Origin of the sequence: Collinsella sp. wc0529 (genome assembly GCF_046116875.1) — a bacterium.
GTDB lineage: Bacteria > Actinomycetota > Coriobacteriia > Coriobacteriales > Coriobacteriaceae > Collinsella.
Genome location: NZ_JBJXBO010000001.1, coordinates 410,342 through 429,802, shown reverse-complemented (window position 1 = coordinate 429,802; position 19,461 = coordinate 410,342). Strand labels below are relative to the sequence as shown.

The window sequence follows — 19,461 nt, the reverse complement described above, 5'->3', positions numbered from 1 at the left end:
AAATCTGTAACACGAGGGACGGATTTTGCCGAGTTGTTGTTATAGATTGAGATTTTCTAGCAGGCGGGTTTGGTTTGTCTCGATCTGTAACAGTAAGACCCAGTTTTGCCGCGTAACTGTTACAGATTGAGACAAACCGACGGGCCGCCCTGCCCCATCCACCTGCCGCTACCTGCTGTCCGCCGATTTCCGTTGCGCTGTTGTATTCCCATGTCATATCCTCTAGACAACTACGCGGCAACATCGCCGCCGCGCCTACAAGAGAGGAATGTCCATGACCGCACCTGCATCCAAGCTGCTTCAGCCCATTACGGTTGGCCCCCTTGAGCTCAAAAACCGCATTATGTTTCCGCCGCTGACCACCGGCTACGAGGAGCGTGACGGCTCCATTGGCGAGCGCAGCCTGGCTTTTTACGAGCGCTTGGCCCGTGGCGGCGTGAGTTACATCGTCATCGGCGACGTTGCTCCCGTCATGACCGCAAGCCCCACGCCCAAGCTGGCGACCGACGCCCAAATCCCCACGTTTAAGGCCCTGGCCGATGCCGTCCACAAGCACGGCGCCAAGGTCGCGCTGCAGCTGTTCCACCCCGAGTACGACGTGCCCGGTGTCGGCCGCATGGTCATGGGATCCATGGCCGCCGCCAAGGCCGCGCAGGAGGCCAAGGCCGCCGGCGACGAGGAGACCTTTGCCGCCAAGATGGCCGAGTCCAACGAGATCCGCAACCAGGCCTACGCCAAGCTGCACCACGACATGCAGCACTTTGTGAACGAGGCGAGTGTGGAGCAGCTCACCCAGATCAAGGAGGCTATCGCCGCCTCGGCCGCTCGCGCGCAGCAGGCCGGGATCGATGCCATCGAGGTCCACGGCGACCGCCTGGTAGGTTCGCTGTGCTCGGCCATCCTCAACCAGCGCACCGACGAGTACGGCGGCTCGTTCGAGAACCGCGTTCGCTACGCGCTGGAGGTCGTCGCTGCCATTAAGGAAGCCGCGCCGCAGCTGATGGTGGAGTACAAGCTCCCCGTGATCATGGAGAACCCCGACGGCACGCCGCGCGGCAAGGGTGGCCTGCAGCCCGACGAGGCCTGCGAGTTTGCCAAGCTGCTCGAGGGCGCGGGCATCGACATGATCCAGGTCGCGCAGGCCAACCACACCGGCAACATGGGAGACACCATTCCGCCCATGGGCGCCATGCCCTACAACTGGACGCTGCCCGTGGCCGAGCGCGTCAAGGCCCTGGTTTCCGTGCCGGTGGCAACCGTCGGCCGTGTTGTCTCGGTCGAGGCCGGCGAGAAGATTCTGGAAGACGGCGCGGCCGACATCATCGCCTACGGCCGCTCGCTCATGTGCGACCCCGACATTGCGCTGAAGGCCGCCACGGGCGAGCCCGTTCGCGAGTGCCTCAACTGCAACAAGGGCTGCGTCGATGCGATTCAAAATCGCAGGTATATCTCGTGCGTGCTCAATGCCGAGAACGGCGACGAGGCGACCATAGCCATTAAGCCGGGCGAGGGCGACAAGAAGATCGCCGTGGTGGGCGGCGGCATCGCCGGCCTAGAGGCCGCACGCGTGGCGGCCAAGCGCGGCTACGACGTGACCGTTTACGAGGCGAGCGATCATCTGGGTGGCCAGATTGTGCTGGCGGCTGCGCCTCCGCGCAAGGACGAGATCATGCGCTCGGTTGAGTACTACGAGAAGATTCTGCCCGGCCTGGGCGTGAAGGTTGAGCTCAGCCATGCCGCTACCGCTGAGGACCTCAACGCCGCCGACGCTGCGATTGTTGCCGTGGGCGCGCACGACGTGGTCATCCCCGTTCCGGGTGCCGACTCGGACAAGGTCGTCTCGAGCTGGGACGTGCTGGCCGGCAAGGTGGAGCTTACGGGCCGCGTCGCCGTCATTGGCGGTGGCCTGGTGGGCACCGAGACTGCCGAGTACCTGCTGCAGCGCGGCTGCGAGGTGGCGATTGTCGAGATGCTCGACAAGATTGCCGCGGGCGAGTCCGAGACCATTCTGCCGCTGATTATGAGCGACTTTGCAGAGCACAACGTGGAGCAGCACGTGAAGACCCGCCTGACCGCCATTACCGACGAGGGCGTGGAGGCCATTCGCACTACCGAGGACGGCGCCGAGGAGCCGGTAAAGATCGCCTGCGATTACGTGGTGATGGCCGTGGGCTCCAAGGCCAACGCGTTTGACCTGGATGGCGTGACGGTGCCCGTGACCTGCGTGGGAGACTGCTCGGGCGAGCGCACCGCCGACATCGCGAGCGCCATTCGCACGGCATATCACGCGGCCAACGAGCTGTAGTTAACTTCGCGGCCAGGCGGGGCGGTAGCACGGATCCGTCTCGCCCGGCTGTGTCCCGTCGGGTGTCAACCGGTGCGGGGCCTGCAAGCGCAGCAGGTCCCGCCCTTTTTGTTTTGCTCCGGTGGATGGCAATGCGCGGTAATCATGAGGAGTGAGGACGTCTACTGCCTTGCAGATCACTCAAAATTATTGGGGGAGGGGTTAATAACTATATCCTCTATACCAAAGGACATAAAGAGATGCCAATTTTGTTGACAAGCGAATGACGATTAGCTGCGAGTCAGCTACCAGCGTAAATAATCGATAAAGAAATGTCGTAATTTGGTGCCAAATGCCCAGATAACGCCGCGTCTATTTTAATTAACTGCTTTGAGCAAACAGTAAAATGCTACTATCTAACTTGCACGTAAGAAAGCAGATTAACGGCTAAGGCTAAGAAGTGGCAGGTATGTCGGAAGCAACTAGGACTCGCACGCATGCGCCCGAGGTTAGACAGCGCGCCGTCGAGATCCTCCAAGAGGGGGTCGGTCATCGCGCTCTCGCCGCGGAGCTTGGCATTCCCCAGGCCACGGCTCGTCAGTGGGCCCGCGCGTATGCCGTGGGCGGTGCCGACGCCGTTCTCAATGCCGGTTCGCATCATCACACCTATTCGTACGACGTAAAGCTCGCTGTGGTTAAGGACCGTCTGGAAAACGGCTTGACGGTTCGCGAGGCCATGATCAAGCACAAGATTCCCAGCGAGTCTTCGGTCAAGGCTTGGTGCCGTCAGTACCGCGAGAGCGGTGAGTCCGCACTGGTCGATAAGCCGCGCGGTCGCAAGCTGCGCGTTAAAAAGGCGGAATAGCGAACGGGATGGTGCGCCCACAGGGGCGCATTTTTCTTGCCGCCCCTCTACTCCAAAGCGGACAGACTCCTTGCCCCGTACGCCTAAAACTCCCCAGTTGACCGAAAACCCGCTGCCGCTACTCATCAATTGAGCTATAACGTTAAACAATTGCAGCGTTTTTGCATGGGGGAGTGATGGTATGACGCTACTGTATTTCCTTACCCTGTTTCCGCTGGTACCGGCGCTGGGCATGCTGCTCGCGCGCGGTGACCGCGCCCGCGATGCGGTGGGGCTCATAGGCTCCGGCATTATTATGGCGGTGACAGTTGTAGTCGCCGTCATGTTTTTTGGCATGGGTCCGCAGAGCTTTGAGGTTGCCTCCGGCACCTCGCATGTGCTCTCGATCATCAGCTCCGTCATCGACGTCATCCTGTGCGCCGTAATCCTGTACAACGCGTACAAATATAGGAACGCGCTCGCCACGGTGCTCGGCATAGTCCAGCTGGTGGGCTCGTTCGCCTTTGCAGCCATGACGCTGCCCGCGGTCGAAGCCGTCACGGCGACGCCGCTCTACCTGGACTACATGAGCGTGATCATGGTCCTCGCCGTCGGCATTGTTGGCAGCCTCATCTGCGTGTATGCCTTGGGTTATATGAAGGACTTCCAGGCCCACGACGAGCACGAGGCCGCACTGCGCGGGCAGACCGCGCCCGACCGTCGCCCGCAGTTCCTGGCGCTTATGTTCCTGTTCCTCTCGGCCATGTTCGTCATCGTGACGAGCGACAACCTTGAGTGGCTGTTCTGCGGCTGGGAAATCACCACCGTGTGCTCGTTCCTTATGATTGGCTACACGCGCACGCCCGAGGCCATCAAGAACGCTTTCACCCAGATCATCCTTAACATGCTGGGCGGTATCGCGTTTTTGGCGGGCCTTATGTTCTTGCACGTTAACGGCATGCCGCTGACCATCTCGGGCATGATCGAGCTTTCCGGCGCCGGTACCGCGCAATCCGCACTGCTGGTGATGCCGGTCATCCTGTTGTCGCTCGCCGCACTCACCAAGGCCGCACAGATGCCGTTCCACACGTGGCTGTTGGGTGCTATGGTTGCCCCCACTCCCACGAGCGCCCTGCTGCACTCGTCAACCATGGTTAAAGCCGGCGTGTTCCTAATGGTCAAGCTGAGCCCGCTCTATGCTATCTATCCCGTAACCGGCTTTATGGTCACGAGTGTGGGCGCCATCACGTTTTTGCTTGCTGCCCTCATGGCCATCTCGCAGAGCAACGCCAAACGCGTGCTCGCGTACTCCACCATTTCCAACTTGGGCCTCATCAGTGCCTGCCTGGGTGTCGGCGCGCCCGAGGCCGTATGGGCGGCCATCTTTCTGATCCTGTTCCACACGGTGGCAAAGTCGCTGCTGTTCCTGTGCGTGGGCACGGCCGAGCATCATATCGGCAGCCGCGATATCGAGGACATGGACGGTATGTTCAGCCGCATGCCGCACCTGACGCGTCTGATGATGCTGGGCATCATGGGCATGTTTGTGGCGCCGTTTGGCATGCTCGTGTCCAAGTGGGGCGCCCTGGTGGCGTTCGCGCAGACTGGCAACGTGCTCATGATCATGGTGCTGGCCTTTGGCTCGGCCGCGACGTTCTTCTTCTGGGGCAAGTGGCTTGCCAAGCTTTCGGGTGTCGACCCCACGGCTCAAAACGTTGAGGTCAATGTCCATAAGACCGAATGGATGGCCCTCAACACCATCGCCGCGCTGCTGATTCTGTGCTGCGTGGCGTTCCCGGTTATCTCGAGCGGTCTGGTGTCGCCTTACTTGGCCATGGTGTTTGGCCGCGTGCCGTACGTTATTGGCAAGGACGCCATGTACCTGATGGTGGTTATCGTGGCGTTTATCGCCGTGGTGCTGCTGACTTCATTCCGCGTGAGCAACAAACCGCACGTCAACGTGTACCTTTCGGGCGTGGGGACCGACAAATATCGCCATTTCCGCGGCTCGATGGGACACGAGGTGAAGGCCGAAAAGCGCAATTGGTACTCGGAGGACGCCCTTGGCGAGAAGCGTATTGGCCCCGCGGGTAGCGTCGTGTGCTGCAGCATTATCTTGTTTGCGCTGCTGTGTTGCGCGTGGATTGGGCCCGAGCGACTTGCCATGAGTGCGCCCTCGGTGCTGCGCGGCAAGTATTTTGAAGGTTCGGGCGTCGTGGGCATTTTTATTGGCACCGTGGCATTTGCCTTACTGGCGCCGCTTGTGGGCGGCCTGATCGACGGCGTTGACCGCAAACTTTCGGCCCGCATGCAGGGCCGCGTGGGCCCGCGCCTGCTCCAGCCTTTCTACGATGTGGCCAAGCTGCTGCGCAAGGCCCCCGCCAGCGTAAACACCATGGACGATACCTACATGGCGTGCGCGCTCATCTTTACCGTGGTGGGCGGCGGCATCTTTGTGTCGGGTTCCAACACGCTGTTGTGCGCTTTTATGGTGACCCTCGCTGCGATCTTTGTGGTGTTGGCGTCCGCCTCGACGCAAAGCCCGTTTGCCCAGGTCGGCGCCGACCGTGAGCTGCTGCAGGTCATGAGTTACGAGCCCGCCGTTTTGCTGATGAGCGTGGGCCTGTACCTTGCCACCGACAGCTTCGATTCCATCGCCGTGACGGGGCAGTCGGCCCCCATCATCGTGTACAGCGCGCCCATTTTCCTCGCGCTGCTCGCGGTGCTCACCATCAAGCTGCGCAAGTCGCCGTTTGACCTTTCGTACTCGCATCATGCGCATCAGGAGATCGTCCAGGGCGTCGCCACCGAGATGAGCGGCGGCACGCTGGCCAAGATGACCCTTATGCACTGGTGCGAGACCGTGCTGTTTTTGATGTGGGTGGGCATGTTCTTTGTCTGGGACAACCCCGTGAGCTGGGTTGTAGCCCTGGTCGTGATGGCCGCGACGTATTTTGTCGAGGTCCTGATCGACAACACCTTCGCACGCAGCACCTGGCGCAGCTGCTTTAGGCTCGGATGGGGCGTGGCGCTGGTGTTTGGCCTGCTCAACCTTATGCCCATCCTCGTCGACGTGTTTATTTAGGAGGCGGCATCCATGGATCATAAAATGTCGCGCTCGCCGTGGGTCATTCATTACGACGGCTCGAGCTGCAACGGATGCGATATCGAGGTGCTGGCCTCGCTCACGCCGCTGTTCGATGCGGAGCGCTTTGGCGTGGTCAACACCGGCAACCCCAAGCATGCGGATATCTTTTTGGTGACGGGGTCGGTCAATGCCCAGAACCTGCCCGTCGTGCGCCAGATCTACAGCCAGATGCTCGAGCCCAAGTGCGTGGTGGCGTGCGGCATTTGCGCGTGTTCGGGCGGCGTATTCCGCGATGCCTATAACGTGATCGGCGGCGTGGACCGCGCGATTCCCGTGGACGTGTATGCGCCCGGGTGCGCCATTCGTCCCGAGACCGTGATCGATGCCATCGTGGAGGCGTGCGGCATCCTTGATCAGAAGGAGGCCGTGATGCGCGCCGGCGGTGACCCGCTTACCGTGGGCGGCGCTGCTACCTGGGATGGCGGCGTCGAGTTGGGCGAGGACGGGTTCGTGGCTGCAGCTGGGGCCGGGGCTGACGGTGCCGGTGACGCGCCTGCCGAGAAACCCGCAGCGCCCGTCGCTGCAAAGGAGGCCGAGTAATGCAAAAGGCTATCTATGCCACCGTTGGGATCGACGAGCTTCTGTCGCATGTCCAGGCGCTCAAGGGCGTCGGCGCGCGCTTTGTGCAGATGCATGCCGAGCGCTGTGTGGACGACGGATCGTATCGCCTGGTCTATACGTTTATCAACGTCCGCGCTGCTCAGGAGAATATTGCGCAGGACGGCAGCTATGCGATCGAGAACCTGGTGGTTGAGGGAATTGATCAGTATCAGGAGATTCCGTCCATCAGCTCGTACTATCCGGCGGTATTTCCGTTTGAGAACGAAGCGCACGACCTGTTTGGGCTTGCCATCACCGACATGCAGATCGACTTTAAGGGCTTTTTCTACCAGGTCTCGACTGCCGAACCCATGAGCGTTATCACGCCCGAGGTGAAGGCCGCACGCGAGAAGGCCATGAAGGTCCGTGCCGCCGCCGAGGCCAAGGCGCGCAAAGCCGCGGCCGAAAAGGCCGCCGCGGCTGCGGCTGCTGCAGGGGAGGGTGCTGCGAGCGCCGGCGACGCCGCGGGCGCCGCTGCTCAGCCCGCTGCGGCTGCCGGCTCCGATGCTCAGCACGATGAGGCCGCTGCGAAGGCCGCGCTCAAGGCTGCCGAGATGGAGGCAAAGCTCGCCGCCATGGATCCCGAGAAAGCGGCCAAGGTCCGCGCGGCGCTTGCCGCTAAGGCCGCCCGCGACAAGCAGAAAAAGGAGGCGTAAGGTCCATGGCACATCGCTCCGTTATTCCGTTTGGCCCGCAGCACCCGGTGCTGCCCGAGCCGCTTCATCTGGACCTGGTGATCGAGGACGACCGCGTCATCGAGGCAATTCCGCAGATCGGCTTTGTTCACCGCGGACTCGAGAAGCTCACCGAAAAGCGCGATATGCACCAGTTTGGCTACATCGCTGAGCGCATCTGTGGCATTTGCGCCGTGGGTCACAGCTATGGCTATGCCAGCGCCTGCGAGCGCATGCTCGACATCGAGGTGCCCGGCCGCGTGCAGTATATCCGCACCATTCTGCACGAGCTTTCGCGCATCCACTCGCATCTGCTGTGGCTGGGCCTGCTCGCCGATGCCTTTGGCTTCGAGGCACTGTTCTATCGTTCGTGGACTCTGCGCGAGCAGATTCTCAAGATCTTTGAGAGCACTTGCGGCGGCCGCGTGATTCTGTCGATTAATGAGATCGGCGGCCTTAAGCACGATATCGAGGACTCCGAGCTGGCGGGCATTGTCGAGACGCTTGACGCCATGCGCCCCGACTACGAGGCTCTGGTGCATACGTTTTTGGACGATGCCAGCTGCGGCGAGCGCCTGCATGGCGTGGGCGTGATTAGCGAGAAGGATGCGCTGAATCTGTCGATGGTCGGCCCGTTCGGTCGCGCCTCGGGCGTGGATTACGACGTGCGCATGTTCGGCGACGGCGCCTATGCGGATCTGGCTGCGTTTGAGCCCATCGTTGCTACCGATGGCGATTGCTATGCCCGCTGCCAGGTGCGCTGTGCCGAGGTCACGCAGGCCATGGACATCATCGAGGAGCTTGTGGGCAAGATCCCGCACGACGGCATCGGCGGGCGCACCAAGCTCACGCCGGCCGACGGCGCGCGTGGCGAGGTTGTGATTGAGCAGCCGCGTGGCGAGGCGTATTACTATGTGCGCGGCAACGGCACCAAGAACCTGGATCGCTTCCGCGTGCGCACGCCGACGTCGCAGAACCTGGCGGGTCTGACACATGCGCTGCAGGGCGTGCTCCTTGCCAACGTGCCCATGATTATCCTGACCATCGACCCCTGTATTAGCTGCACGGAAAGGTAGGCGCGGCATGAGTTTGCTGACATTTGCCAAGACAGCCTTGGGCTCTATGGTCAAGCAGCCGGTCACGGTGTGCTATCCGCAGGAGAAGCTGACGGCTCCCGAGCGCCTGCGCGGGCATATCGTCAACGACATGGACGTGTGCATTTGCTGCGGTATGTGCGCGCGTCGCTGTCCGGCGGGCGCGCTCGCGGTCGATCGCAAGGGTGGAACGTGGTCGATCGACCCGTATGCCTGCGTGGTGTGCGGTGAGTGCATCGAGAGCTGCCCCAAGCACTGCCTGACTATGGACACCGCCCGCACCCCAGTCGCAGCGGACAAGACTCCCACAGTAGAAACCAAGCCGGAATAGCGCTGGAATAGGGGCCGGTGGGGCAAAAATGCCCCACCGGCCCCGCGCTTAAACGCGCGGTTGTGCCGTCGCGAACAAAACTATGCCGGATTACGGGGCTGGATAGCGAACCTCCGACCATACAGAAAATCCCAAAAACAAAACCGCAGGTAGACTGCTTGCCGTTTTTCAAAAAAAGGCTGTATGGATGAGGACTCCGACTTTAGCCCCGTAATCCGGCATAGTTTTGAAATAGCACCATATCCGTAGCAGCCCTTGATCTCCCGTGGACAGAGGGAAACGGATCATTTTTGCCTCACGAGGGCTGCCGCGTGACCCGTCTGCCACGAAATGGGCCTATCTACTACGTTTAGGCGGCAGCCCTCGACCACGTCAAGTAATGCGAAATGAAAACCGCAGGTAGAACGCTTGCGGTTTTTCATGAAAAGCGGCTATGGTCGGGGGTATCGAGTCAAACGTAGTAGATGGCCCGATTTCGTGGCGAGCGTTACCAACTGATCCCCCGGGGACGGAGGAAAACGGATCATTTTGACCTGTTGGCTCCGAGTCGCATCCGTTTTCCTGCGAAAACTCTCGTGTCTCAACTTTGGTGAGACATTTGTCTCACGCCCAAAATCAAATCTGGAACGTGTGTCACCTGCCCTAATTGTGTCTCATTTCGTAACTTTAGGCTGATGCAAGGTCTGAGACCGCGAGAAGGGAGACACGATGGGTAAGTACACGAGGGGTCTCTTGGCGGTGATACTGGCCGTAGTGCTGGTGTTGCCAGCCGCAGCATTCGCCATGCTGCCCGAGGCCAACGCCAGGTCCAGCACAGGAATGGACGGACCGATAATGACCGGAAAGGTCGCCGACCCCGACACCAGCGGTCGCTGGGAAATCTGGGCGGCAGGCCACGGTGGCAATAAGGTAACGACCCAAAACGTCGGTCGAATTTGGACCGACAAGACGGTCAAGGCAACCGAGGAAAACGAAGAGTCGGACTTTTTGACCACGCTTTCGGCGATGTCCTCGACGTCTAATTCAACCGTGACGGTTACCACGCCGCTCGACATCGTGATGGTGCTGGATGCCTCTGGCTCGATGGATCATGAGATGGGCGGTGGAGATCCCACCAGGCGCATCGATGCGCTGGAGAGCGCTGCCAGCAGCTTCATCGACGCCATTGCCAAACAAAACGAGGGCATCGAGGGCGTGGATAGGCAGCATAAGGTTGCTATCGTTAAGTTTGCGGGCAAGACGTCCAACAATATCGGCAACGAGACGTATCGTGACGGAGGATACACCTACAATTACACACAGGTTATGAAAGACCTGACCGATTGCTCCGGCGGCAACGTGAAAGCTCTTAAGCATAGGATTGCCCAGATTACACCCGCTGGTGCAACGCGCGCCGACAATGGTCTGCAGCTGGCAGAGGGTATCACTTCTGGTCGCGCGGACGCCAAGAAGATTGTTGTGTTCTTTACCGACGGCACGCCAACGAAAATTGACAAGTTTGATCCTACGGTTGCTAACGCTGCCGTGGCGGCTGCCAAGAACATGAAGGACAGCAAGGCCACCGTTTATACTATCGGCATCTTTGATGGCGCGGATCCCAGCGCTGGTATCCAGGATTCGGGAAAAAGCCAAAAAGAGAACAAGTTCATGCAGGCCGTTTCGAGCAACTACCCCAATGCCACGGCATGGGATACTCACGGTGCACGCGCGGAAAACGCCGACTACTACAAGTCGGCGACCAATGCCGAAGAGCTCAAGAAGGTTTTCGACGACATCTCGCAGGCCATCACATCGGAGGCGCCTTATCCGACCGAAATCCATAAGGGCTACGACGAGACCAAGTCCGGCTACATCACGTTTACCGACGAGCTGGGCGACTTTATGCAGGTCGACAGCTTCACCGAGGTCGTCATCAACGGCACGCCGTTTACCAATCCGAGCAAGACGGTCAACAAAGAAACCAAGACCGATACGTACGAGTTCGATGGCAAGGCAAAAGACCTGCTCATTACCGCGCAGCGTGCCGGCGACGACAATCCCCAGAAGGGCGATATCGTAACGGTCAACATTCCCGCGTCGTTGATTCCGCTGAGTCACTTTAAGACCGTAGACGGCAAGCTTTCGGTCGATACCGTTAAGCCCATCCAGGTGAAGTATGCCTCGAGCGTGAAGAAGGTCGCACTCGACAACCTGTTTACGCCCGAGAAGGTAACGGGGCTCAAGGATTACATCGAGAGCAATACGGCTGTTGCCAACGGCACCAAGACCGTGAGCTTCTACGCGAACAAGTGGAGCGGTGGTGCGTTGGGCGATACGGTTGCGACCTTTGAGCCGGCCGACACCAACCGCTACTACTACTTCCAGAAGCAGACTCCCATTTACACGGACAAGGACTGCACACAGCCCGCAAAGAATTCACTGGCAGAGAAAGGCACCTATTACTACAAGGATGAGTTTGAGGAGCAGGGCAAGAACGGCGAGGCCAAGCCCACCGCCGCCGTCATCGAGTTCATCGGTGGCGACGCTGCCAAGTTTGACGGCGCTATAGTTGCCGACAAGGACGGAAACCTGTCGTTTAGCGTGGGAACCGCGCGCCTGGCCTTTATCGATGAGCTCCACACCACCAAGAAGAGCGTGGGCGGCAACAACACCGGCACCGCGACCGACGTTCTCAACCCCAAGTGGAATAACGTGTCCGCCAAGGCGACCGCGACGCATGTCAATTCCTACCTGGGCAACAACGGCAAGATCAGCTTTGCGTATGACATGATGCCGGCAATGGTGAACACCAAGGCCAGCTTTGGTCTAACCAAGGTGCTCGAGGGCCGCGCTTGGACGGATACGGACACGTTTGAGTTTGGGCTGACGTCCGAGGGCAATGCTCCGATGCCTGCGACTACGACTGCGATCGTGCACGGGGCCGACCTGGACGACAAGGGCAAGGCTGCCATCGACTTCGGCACGATTGAATACACCGAGCCTGGCACGTACGTCTACAAGGTTAGCGAAAAGCACGCCGGGACCACGATTGACGGCATTGCCTACAGCGGTAGCGTCGCGGAGATCACCGTGACGGTGACGCCCAACAAGAAGGGTGAGCTCAGCGCCGCTGTGAAGGTGGCCTGGAGTGAAGCCGAAGTGACCGAGTTCAAGAACGTCTACGCTGCGGATCCTGTTGAGTCCAGCGTTACCGACAAGATTGACGTGACCAAGTCTCTGACCGGTCGCGACCTTACGGCCGGTGAGTTCAGTTTTGAGCTGCGCGAGGTTAAGGGCGAGGACTCTGAGCTTATCGAGACCGTTGCGAACGGCGCCGACGGCAAGGTGACGTTCAGCGCCATCAAGTACACCGAGATCGGCCAGCACATCTACATGCTGCGCGAGGTCAAGGGCGACGCTGGCGGCATCACCTATGACGATACGACCTACACCATCGTGACGACCATCAGCGATAACGGCAAGGGCCAGCTGGTTGCCACGCACGAGCTGAAGGACGCCAAGGACGTCAAGAGCATCGAGTTCAAGAACGCCTACACCACGAATGCTACCGAGGCATCGCTTGTGGGCATCAAGAACCTGCAGGTCGCCGACGGCTTGATGCCGGTCGACATCAACGGCAAGTTCACCTTTACCGTGACCGGTGAAGAGGGCGCACCCATGCCCGCGAACGCGAGCGTGACCAATGATGCCAAGGGCAAGGTCGACTTTGGCAAGATCACCTTTACGCTCGACGACCTTAACAAGGCTCTGGGCGAGAAGCCCGAGAAGCGCGAGCACACCTTTACCTACACCGTGACCGAGTCCGGCGAGGTCGCTGGCGTGACCAACGACGCCAAGCCGTCGCGCGAGGTTTCCTTCACCGTGACCGATGACGGCAAGGGCAATTTGAGCGCGTCCCGCAAGCCGGACGGCAACGCGGCATTTACGTTCACCAATACCTACAGCGCGACGCCTGTCGAGACGAGCGTCACCGACCAGATTACCGCGAACAAGGTTCTGACCGGGCGTGAGCTTGCTGCCGGCGAGTTCTCCTTTGAGCTGGTCGAGGGCGACAAGGTCGTCGCCAAGGGTATCAACGCTGCTGACGGCACGATTGCCATGGACAAGATTGCCTACGACAAGCCCGGCAAGCACACCTACACGCTGCGCGAGGTCAACGGCGGAACCACCAGCAAGGGCATCACCTACAGTGACGCCAAGTACGCCATCGAGACCACCATCACGGACAATGGCGACGGTACGCTCAGTGTCACACATGTTCTGAAGGGCACCGAGCCTGCCGAGTTCAAGAACACCTACAGCGTGACCCCGCTCGATGCGGAGCTCGACTTTGGCCTGAGCAAGGCTATTGACGGCCGCGACTGGACGGATGGGGACGAGTTTAGCTTTACCATCACCGCTCCCGAGGGCGTCCCACTGCCCGATCCCGCAACCGTAACCGTGAGCAAGGGGGACGCGGAGGACGGCATTGCCGCCATCAAGTTCGGCAAGATTCACTTTGCGGCTGCCGGAACCTATAAGTACGAGATTCGCGAGAACGCGGGCAGCACGGTCGGCATGACGTATGACGCGCATGTCGCAACCGCCGAAGTGACCGTGACCGAGGACGGCGAGGGCAACCTGACCGCCAACGTCACCAAGAAGGAAAACGGGCGCTTTACCAACACATACCGCACTGAGCTCGATTACGCCGCGGCCGGCGGCCTCAAGCTCAGCAAGACCCTCTGCGGACGTCCCATGACCGAGGGTCAATTCACCTTTACCGTGACGCCCGCCGACGATGATTCGGCTTGCGCACTTGGCCTGCTGCCCGGGGCCAACAACTTCGAGTCCCCCGCAACGATAGAGGGAACGGTCGGACTGATCGACATTCTGGCTGGTCATGAGGTTAAATTTACGCAAGCTGACGCCGGCAAGACCTTCAAGTACACCGTGGCCGAAAAGAACGACGGCCAGCCCGGTTACACCTACGATGACGCCGTACGCACGGTGACGATCGCCATCGTCGACGACACCGCCGGTACGCTCACTGCTACGACGACCGTTTCCGGTGGTCCCGAGGGCACGCATGAGACGTTCCACAAGAGTGGCGAGAACAAGGTCGAGAAGGCCCTGGTGCCGTTCCACAACAGTTACAGCGCTACGACCAACACGCCTGGTGGCACCGCTGCTCAGGTCGTTGCCACCAAGACTCTGACCGGTCGCCCGATGGCCGACGGCGAGTTCTGGTTCGGCATCGCCTATCAGGGTGAGCTTGTGGCATACGAAAACCTCAAGCCCAATATCGGCGGGCACGTGAGCTTTGATACGCTGCACTACGACACCAAGATGCTTGCTAATCTTGAGGCTGCTGGGCTTGCTTATCGTACCGATAAGGACGGCAAGCTTGCCTGGACCATTAACTACACGGCCTACGAAGATTTATTCGGGCTGCCGAATGGCGTTTCCGCTACAACGTGGAGCTTTGGCTTTAAGGTTATCGTCGTCGACAACGGTGACGGTACCCTGACGGCGACGGTCGACTACGGCGGCGTCGAGCCCTTGTTCGAGAACGCCTACGGCGCCGACGCCGTGGATGCCGCGCTCACCGGTACTAAGAAGCTCCAGGTTGCCGAGGGCCTGACCCCGGCCGACATCACGGGTAAGTTCACCTTTACCGTGACCGCCGATGAGGCTGGTGCCCCGATGCCCGAGCGCACGACCGCAACCAACGACGCGGCCGGCAACGTGGACTTTGGCAAGATCCACTTTACGCTCGACGACCTCAACCGCGCCCTGGGCGTGACGGACGATGCGACCGATAAGGCCGAGGCAGACGAAGCTGACGACGTCGACGCTGACGAGGCAGAGGCCGACGCCGACGCTGATGCCAACGTTGACGAGCCCGGCGACGAGTCCGAGCCCGCAGCCCCCACCGCTCCGCGCTCGCACACCTTTACTTACACGGTGACCGAGTCCGGTAGTGCCCCTGGCGTGACCAATGACACCAACGCCACGCGCAAGGTTTCCTACACCGTGTCTGACGACGGTGCCGGGCATCTGAGCGTCAAGCGCGAAGGCGATGACGGTGCTGCCTTCACGTTTACCAACACCTACGGCGTGGCACCTACCGATTCGTCCGTGACCGATCAGGTCAAGACAGTCAAGCGCCTGACTGGACGCGACCTTGCAGCAGGTGAGTTCACGTTTGAGCTGCTCGAGGACGACGTGGTTGTCGCTAACGGCACCAACGACGCTAACGGCACCGTGACGCTGAGCCCGATTCGCTACGAGGCACCCGGCACGCACACGTACACGCTGCGCGAGGCTTGCCCCAACGCGCTCGGCCTGTACAAGGGCGTCACCTATGACGGCACGACTTACACCGTCGTGACCACCGTCTCCGACAATGGTGACGGCACACTGACCGCGACGCACAAGCTCGAGGGAACCACCGAGTCGGCTGGTTTTACCAACAAGTATCACGCCATGCCCACCCAAGTCTCCATCGGCGCCATCAAGGTGCTCGAGGGACGCGAGCTCAAGAAGGACGAGTTCAGCTTTAAGCTCGTTGGCGAGGGCATCGAGTCCACCGTCACCAACGATGCCGACGGTAAGATCAGCTTCGACAAGTTTGAGTACGACGAGCCCGGTACGCACGTCTACACCATCAGCGAGGTCAAGGGCGACGAGGTCGGTATGACCTACGACAAGTCCGTCTTTACCGTGACCGTCAACGTGGTCGATGACGGCGAGGGCAACCTCAAGGCGAACGGCGCCTTTACCAAGGGCGACAAGAGCGTCGAGGGTATCGTGTTCAACAACACGTACAAGAAGCCCGAGACGCCCGTGCCGACGCCCGATCCCGGCACGCCCAAGACCGTGACGAATATCGTCAAGACGGTCAAGGGTTTCCTGCCCACCACGGGTGACCAGCAGGCCGCCGCTCTGCTTATGACATTTGTCATCGCCATGGCCGGCGTCGGAGCCCTGGTCTGGGGTATCCGTAAGCGCTAGGCACGCTGGCAGCGCCCGGGGCCAGAAGGCCCCGGGCGGCCGGCGGGGCTAAATCCCGACCTACTCCTACCCCCAGCCGCCACGGAGGCATCTCCCTCCTCCGTGGTGGCGCTTTTGTGCGTTGGGGAGGAGGGCGCGCCACGAAACCGGCCCATCTACTACGTTTAGCCCCTTACCCCCAACCATGCCGAAAAGCGCAAAAACAAAACCGCAGGTAGAACGCCTGCGGTTTTGTTCAAAACGAAGGTATGGTCAGGGGTATCGAGTCAAACGTAGTAGATGGGCCGATTTCGTGGCGGGCGGTTTCGGCTGATCCATTGGGGACGGAGGAAAACGGCTCATTTTGGTCCCGCGAGGCTGGCGGAGACACTCGTGCAGGGCCGCCCGAACAAAACTATGCCGGTTTACTACGATGAATCCGAGATTCCTGACCACACCCGCATTTTTGCAAATATCGCAAGTGTTCTACCTGCGGTTTTGTAAGTGCGCAATTTGCCGTGGTCGGAGATATGCGGTTCATCGTAGTAAACCGGCATAGTTTTGAAATGGCATCAAATTGGCGGCAGCCAGCGGCTAGCCTCGCAGATAGGCGATGGCGATTTGGGTGCGGTTGCGTAGCCCCATTTTGGCTAGGATTGAGCTGATGTGGTTGCGCACGGTGCCTTCGCCCATATAGGCGGTGGCAGCGATCTCCTTGTTGTCGAGGCCGCGGGCGATGAGCTCGGCGACTTCGAACTCGCGGTCGGTCAGACCGGCAAAGGCGGCGGGCCGGCGGGTCGCGCCGGCCTCGACGTCCGCCCCATCAAAGTTGATATCTTCGATCGCCTTGCCCTCGAGCACGCGTTTGCCGTCCATGACCTGCGCCAACGCCGGCGGAATGGCAGCGACATCGGTCTTGATCAGGTAGCCGCGGGCGCCCAGCTTGAGCGCCGACACAATGTACTCGTCATCTGAGAACGTCGTCAGAAACACCACGCGCGCCGCAGGGTCGTGCTCAAGGATCTCGCGCGCGGCCGAAAGGCCGTCGCGTCCCGGCATCTGGATGTCGAGCAGCGCAATATCGGGTGCGTGCTCGGCGTAGAGCGCCACCGCATCGTTGCCGTTGGCACCGGTGCCCACCACTTCGATCTGCGGCTGGGCGCCCAAGATGATCTTGAGCGAATCGACCACCAAGCGGTCGTCGTCGACAACGATGAGCCTCATCGGCCCTCATCTCCTTGCTGTTTGGGAACGGTGGCAAACACACGCCAGCCGCCGGCGCCGGCACGTGGGCCGGCGGTGAAGGTGCCGCCAAGCGCCTCGATGCGCTTGCGCATGGAGGCGAGCCCCATGCCCTCCGCGGTGCCGCGGCCGCTTGCTTGGACCTCACCCACGCCATCGTCGGTAACAATGAGCTGGTAAAACGACGGATGCTCCATGCACCGTACGGTGACGGTCTGGGCGCAAGCGTGGCGCATGGTATTGGAGAGCGCTTCGCGCAGGACCGCTGCAAAGCAGTTGGCGACGTTTGCGGGCGCATGTTCGGCCATAACTTCAAGCTCAATCTGCGGGCCGCCGTCCGAGCGTGTGCCTTCGACAATGCGTTCGAGCTGCACGGAAAGGTCGACGGCGTTGTCGTTGAGCGCGTGGACGCTGGTGCGCACAAGCTGGAGCGCCTCGTCAACCGTGCGTTTAACGTCGGCGAAATCGGCGGCGACGCCAGGCTCGTCGGCGTGGACCACGCGTAGGGCTTCGGCCTGCAGTGAGGCGCGCGTGAGCTGGTGCCCGACGTTATCGTGGATCTCGCGCGCGATGCGGGCGCGTTCGGCGAGCGTCGCGAGCTCGACTTCGTAGTCCTGGCGATCGGCAAGATCGCGGTTGCGCGCCTCGAGCGCGAGGGCTCGTTCCTGCAGCTCGTCGCGGGTGCGGCGCATGCGCCGCTGCTCGCGCTCCAACTGGGCGGTGCGTAGCGATAGCAAGGTGGCGGCAACCGAAAGGATGGCGGTCAGCAGGAGCGTTCGGGTGGTGAGCACGCCACCACGAAGGTCCGCGACAAGCGCGCAGACAAACACGGCGCCAATCGCCAGCGCGGGCCAGATTCGTTCACGGCGAACGCGTCGCGCGATGTCATAGAGGGCGAGAGGCGCAAACGGCACAAACGGCGGCACGAAGACAGCCGCGATGATGCAGGCGTAGCTCGCGGCCTCGCTCACACGGCGGGCGCGGTTTCCCTGTACGACCTCGGCCAGCGAGGTGGCGATAACGCCAAGGCAAAACGCCGTGACCAAGCGAGCGTCCACGGCAAGACCCATGGCGGCCGCAATGCAGCACGCCAGCACGATCGATTTGTCGAAAAGCCTGTTCATACGGGTATTGTACGCGAAGCCGCGCGTGGTGGAGGGACCGCCTACGCAACCGTGACATTCCTCCCACGCGGCAAAGCGGGGACGTCGGCAGGCCGCACGGCCAAGCTCCGCACTCGTGACAAAGCTCACTGGTGCGCGCCGCTCGCTCCTGCGATGATGCAATCGTACCGGGCCGCAATCAACGGAAGGGCCGCCTCATGACAGACATCGTCCACGTCGAAAACCTCGTCAAGCGCTACGACGACCTTATCGCGCTCGACCACTTTAACCTGAGCATCGCCCCCGGCGAGATCTTTGGCCTGCTCGGACCCAACGGCTCGGGCAAGACCACGTCCATCAACTGCATTCTGCAGCTGCTCGCCTACGACAAGGGCACCATCGAGCTGTTCGGCGAGCCCATGACGCCCGCCCGCTACGACCTCAAGCGCCGCATCGGCGTGGTGCCGCAGCAGGTGGCGGTATTCGACGAGCTCACGGTGCGCGAGAACATCGACTATTTCTGCAGCCTGTACATCAACGACCGCAAGCGCCGTCGCGCGCTCGTGGACGAGGCGATCGACTTTGTCGGGCTGGGCGACTTTACCAAGTTCCGCCCCGGCAAGCTCTCGGGCGGCCTGGCGCGTCGCCTCAACATCGCCTGCGGCATCGCGCACAAGCCCGAGCTCATCTTCTTTGACGAGCCCACGGTGGCGGTCGACCCGCAGAGCCGCAACGCCATCCTGGAGGGCATCTGCCGCCTGCGCGACGAGGGCGCCACGGTGGTGTATACCAGCCATTACATGGAGGAAGTCGAGCAGATCTGCAGCCGCATCATGATCATGGACGGCGGCCGCGTGCTGGCGCAGGGCACCAACGACGAGCTCAAGCGCATGATCCAGATGGGCGAGCGCGTGACCGTCGAGGTCGGCGCCGTCGAGCCCGCCACGGTCGAGCGGCTGCGCGCCCTCGAGCACGTGCTCAGCGTCGAGCTGTCCGGCGGCGAACTCGTCTGCACCTGCGAGGCGAGTCCGCACAACCTGGTCGACATCCTCGACACATTGCGCGCCGCCGACGTGGCGCTCGGCCGCGTGTGGAGCGAGCCGCCGACCCTCAACGACGTGTTCCTCGAGATCACCGGCCGCGAGCTGCGCGACTAGGGGGCGGCC

11 protein-coding genes are annotated in these 19,461 nt (G+C 61.1%); 9 read left to right on the top strand and 2 right to left on the bottom strand.

From position 1 onward, the window contains the following. Positions 1-274: 274 nt before the first annotated feature. The 8 genes from bilR to ACKUTP_RS01730 all read left to right on the top strand — a co-directional run bounded on the left by bilR (position 275) and on the right by ACKUTP_RS01730 (position 15,971). Positions 275-2,305 (top strand): bilirubin reductase, long form, encoded by a 2,031-nt coding sequence (gene bilR / locus ACKUTP_RS01765; RefSeq protein WP_240125875.1) that lies wholly within the window; start codon positions 275-277, stop codon positions 2,303-2,305. Between the two features lie 448 nt (positions 2,306-2,753). After that, entirely contained in the window at positions 2,754-3,149 is a 396-nt protein-coding gene (locus ACKUTP_RS01760; protein ID WP_409063426.1) for a helix-turn-helix domain-containing protein, read from the top strand. A 181-nt stretch (positions 3,150-3,330) separates the two neighbouring features. After that, positions 3,331-6,213, top strand: a complete 2,883-nt coding sequence (locus ACKUTP_RS01755; RefSeq protein WP_409063425.1) for a proton-conducting transporter membrane subunit — start codon at positions 3,331-3,333, stop codon at positions 6,211-6,213. 12 nt (positions 6,214-6,225) lie between these two features. Further along, a complete protein-coding gene (locus ACKUTP_RS01750; RefSeq protein WP_195621579.1) occupies positions 6,226-6,816 on the top strand; it encodes an NADH-quinone oxidoreductase subunit B family protein in 591 nt (196 codons plus the stop codon). Then, positions 6,816-7,532: an NADH-quinone oxidoreductase subunit C gene (locus ACKUTP_RS01745; RefSeq protein ID WP_161115236.1), complete on the top strand. Its 717-nt coding sequence runs from the start codon at positions 6,816-6,818 to the stop codon at positions 7,530-7,532. The genes ACKUTP_RS01750 and ACKUTP_RS01745 overlap by 1 nt, the downstream gene beginning before the upstream one ends. Before the next feature lie 5 nt (positions 7,533-7,537). Continuing rightward, entirely contained in the window at positions 7,538-8,626 is a 1,089-nt protein-coding gene (locus ACKUTP_RS01740; protein ID WP_195621575.1) for a nickel-dependent hydrogenase large subunit, read from the top strand. Positions 8,627-8,633: 7 nt separating this feature from the next. Continuing rightward, positions 8,634-8,975: a 4Fe-4S dicluster domain-containing protein gene (locus ACKUTP_RS01735; RefSeq protein ID WP_117648239.1), complete on the top strand. Its 342-nt coding sequence runs from the start codon at positions 8,634-8,636 to the stop codon at positions 8,973-8,975. Between the two features lie 708 nt (positions 8,976-9,683). Beyond that, complete coding sequence (locus tag ACKUTP_RS01730; RefSeq protein ID WP_409063424.1) at positions 9,684-15,971, top strand: Spy0128 family protein; 6,288 nt, start codon at positions 9,684-9,686, stop codon at positions 15,969-15,971. 573 nt (positions 15,972-16,544) lie between these two features. On the opposite strand, the gene ACKUTP_RS01725 is transcribed toward ACKUTP_RS01730, so the two are convergent. Both ACKUTP_RS01725 and ACKUTP_RS01720 read right to left on the bottom strand, forming a co-directional pair. Further along, positions 16,545-17,174 carry a response regulator transcription factor gene (locus tag ACKUTP_RS01725; RefSeq protein WP_148332880.1) on the bottom strand — a complete coding sequence of 210 codons (630 nt, stop codon included), beginning with the start codon at positions 17,172-17,174 and terminating at the stop codon, positions 16,545-16,547. Further along, the gene (locus ACKUTP_RS01720; RefSeq protein ID WP_409063423.1) at positions 17,171-18,316 is read right to left on the bottom strand and encodes a sensor histidine kinase; all 1,146 of its coding nucleotides are present in this window, start codon (positions 18,314-18,316) and stop codon (positions 17,171-17,173) included. The genes ACKUTP_RS01725 and ACKUTP_RS01720 overlap by 4 nt, the downstream gene beginning before the upstream one ends. Positions 18,317-18,513: 197 nt before the next feature. Between ACKUTP_RS01720 and ACKUTP_RS01715 the strand changes: the two genes are divergently transcribed. Then, positions 18,514-19,452 carry an ABC transporter ATP-binding protein gene (locus tag ACKUTP_RS01715; protein ID WP_343006436.1) on the top strand — a complete coding sequence of 313 codons (939 nt, stop codon included), beginning with the start codon at positions 18,514-18,516 and terminating at the stop codon, positions 19,450-19,452. Positions 19,453-19,461: the final 9 nt, after the last annotated feature.

Bases quoted from the DNA above. Each gene is read 5' to 3' on its own strand.
- ACKUTP_RS01715 (WP_343006436.1), top strand. From the start codon at position 18,514: ATGACAGACATCGTCCACGTCGAAAACCTCGTCAAGCGCTACGACGAC.
- ACKUTP_RS01720 (WP_409063423.1), bottom strand. From the start codon at position 18,316: ATGAACAGGCTTTTCGACAAATCGATCGTGCTGGCGTGCTGCATTGCG.
- ACKUTP_RS01725 (WP_148332880.1), bottom strand. From the start codon at position 17,174: ATGAGGCTCATCGTTGTCGACGACGACCGCTTGGTGGTCGATTCGCTC.
- ACKUTP_RS01745 (WP_161115236.1), top strand. From the start codon at position 6,816: ATGCAAAAGGCTATCTATGCCACCGTTGGGATCGACGAGCTTCTGTCG.
- bilR (WP_240125875.1), top strand. From the start codon at position 275: ATGACCGCACCTGCATCCAAGCTGCTTCAGCCCATTACGGTTGGCCCC.
- ACKUTP_RS01760 (WP_409063426.1), top strand. From the start codon at position 2,754: ATGTCGGAAGCAACTAGGACTCGCACGCATGCGCCCGAGGTTAGACAG.
- ACKUTP_RS01750 (WP_195621579.1), top strand. From the start codon at position 6,226: ATGGATCATAAAATGTCGCGCTCGCCGTGGGTCATTCATTACGACGGC.
- ACKUTP_RS01740 (WP_195621575.1), top strand. From the start codon at position 7,538: ATGGCACATCGCTCCGTTATTCCGTTTGGCCCGCAGCACCCGGTGCTG.
- ACKUTP_RS01730 (WP_409063424.1), top strand. From the start codon at position 9,684: ATGGGTAAGTACACGAGGGGTCTCTTGGCGGTGATACTGGCCGTAGTG.
- ACKUTP_RS01755 (WP_409063425.1), top strand. From the start codon at position 3,331: ATGACGCTACTGTATTTCCTTACCCTGTTTCCGCTGGTACCGGCGCTG.
- ACKUTP_RS01735 (WP_117648239.1), top strand. From the start codon at position 8,634: ATGAGTTTGCTGACATTTGCCAAGACAGCCTTGGGCTCTATGGTCAAG.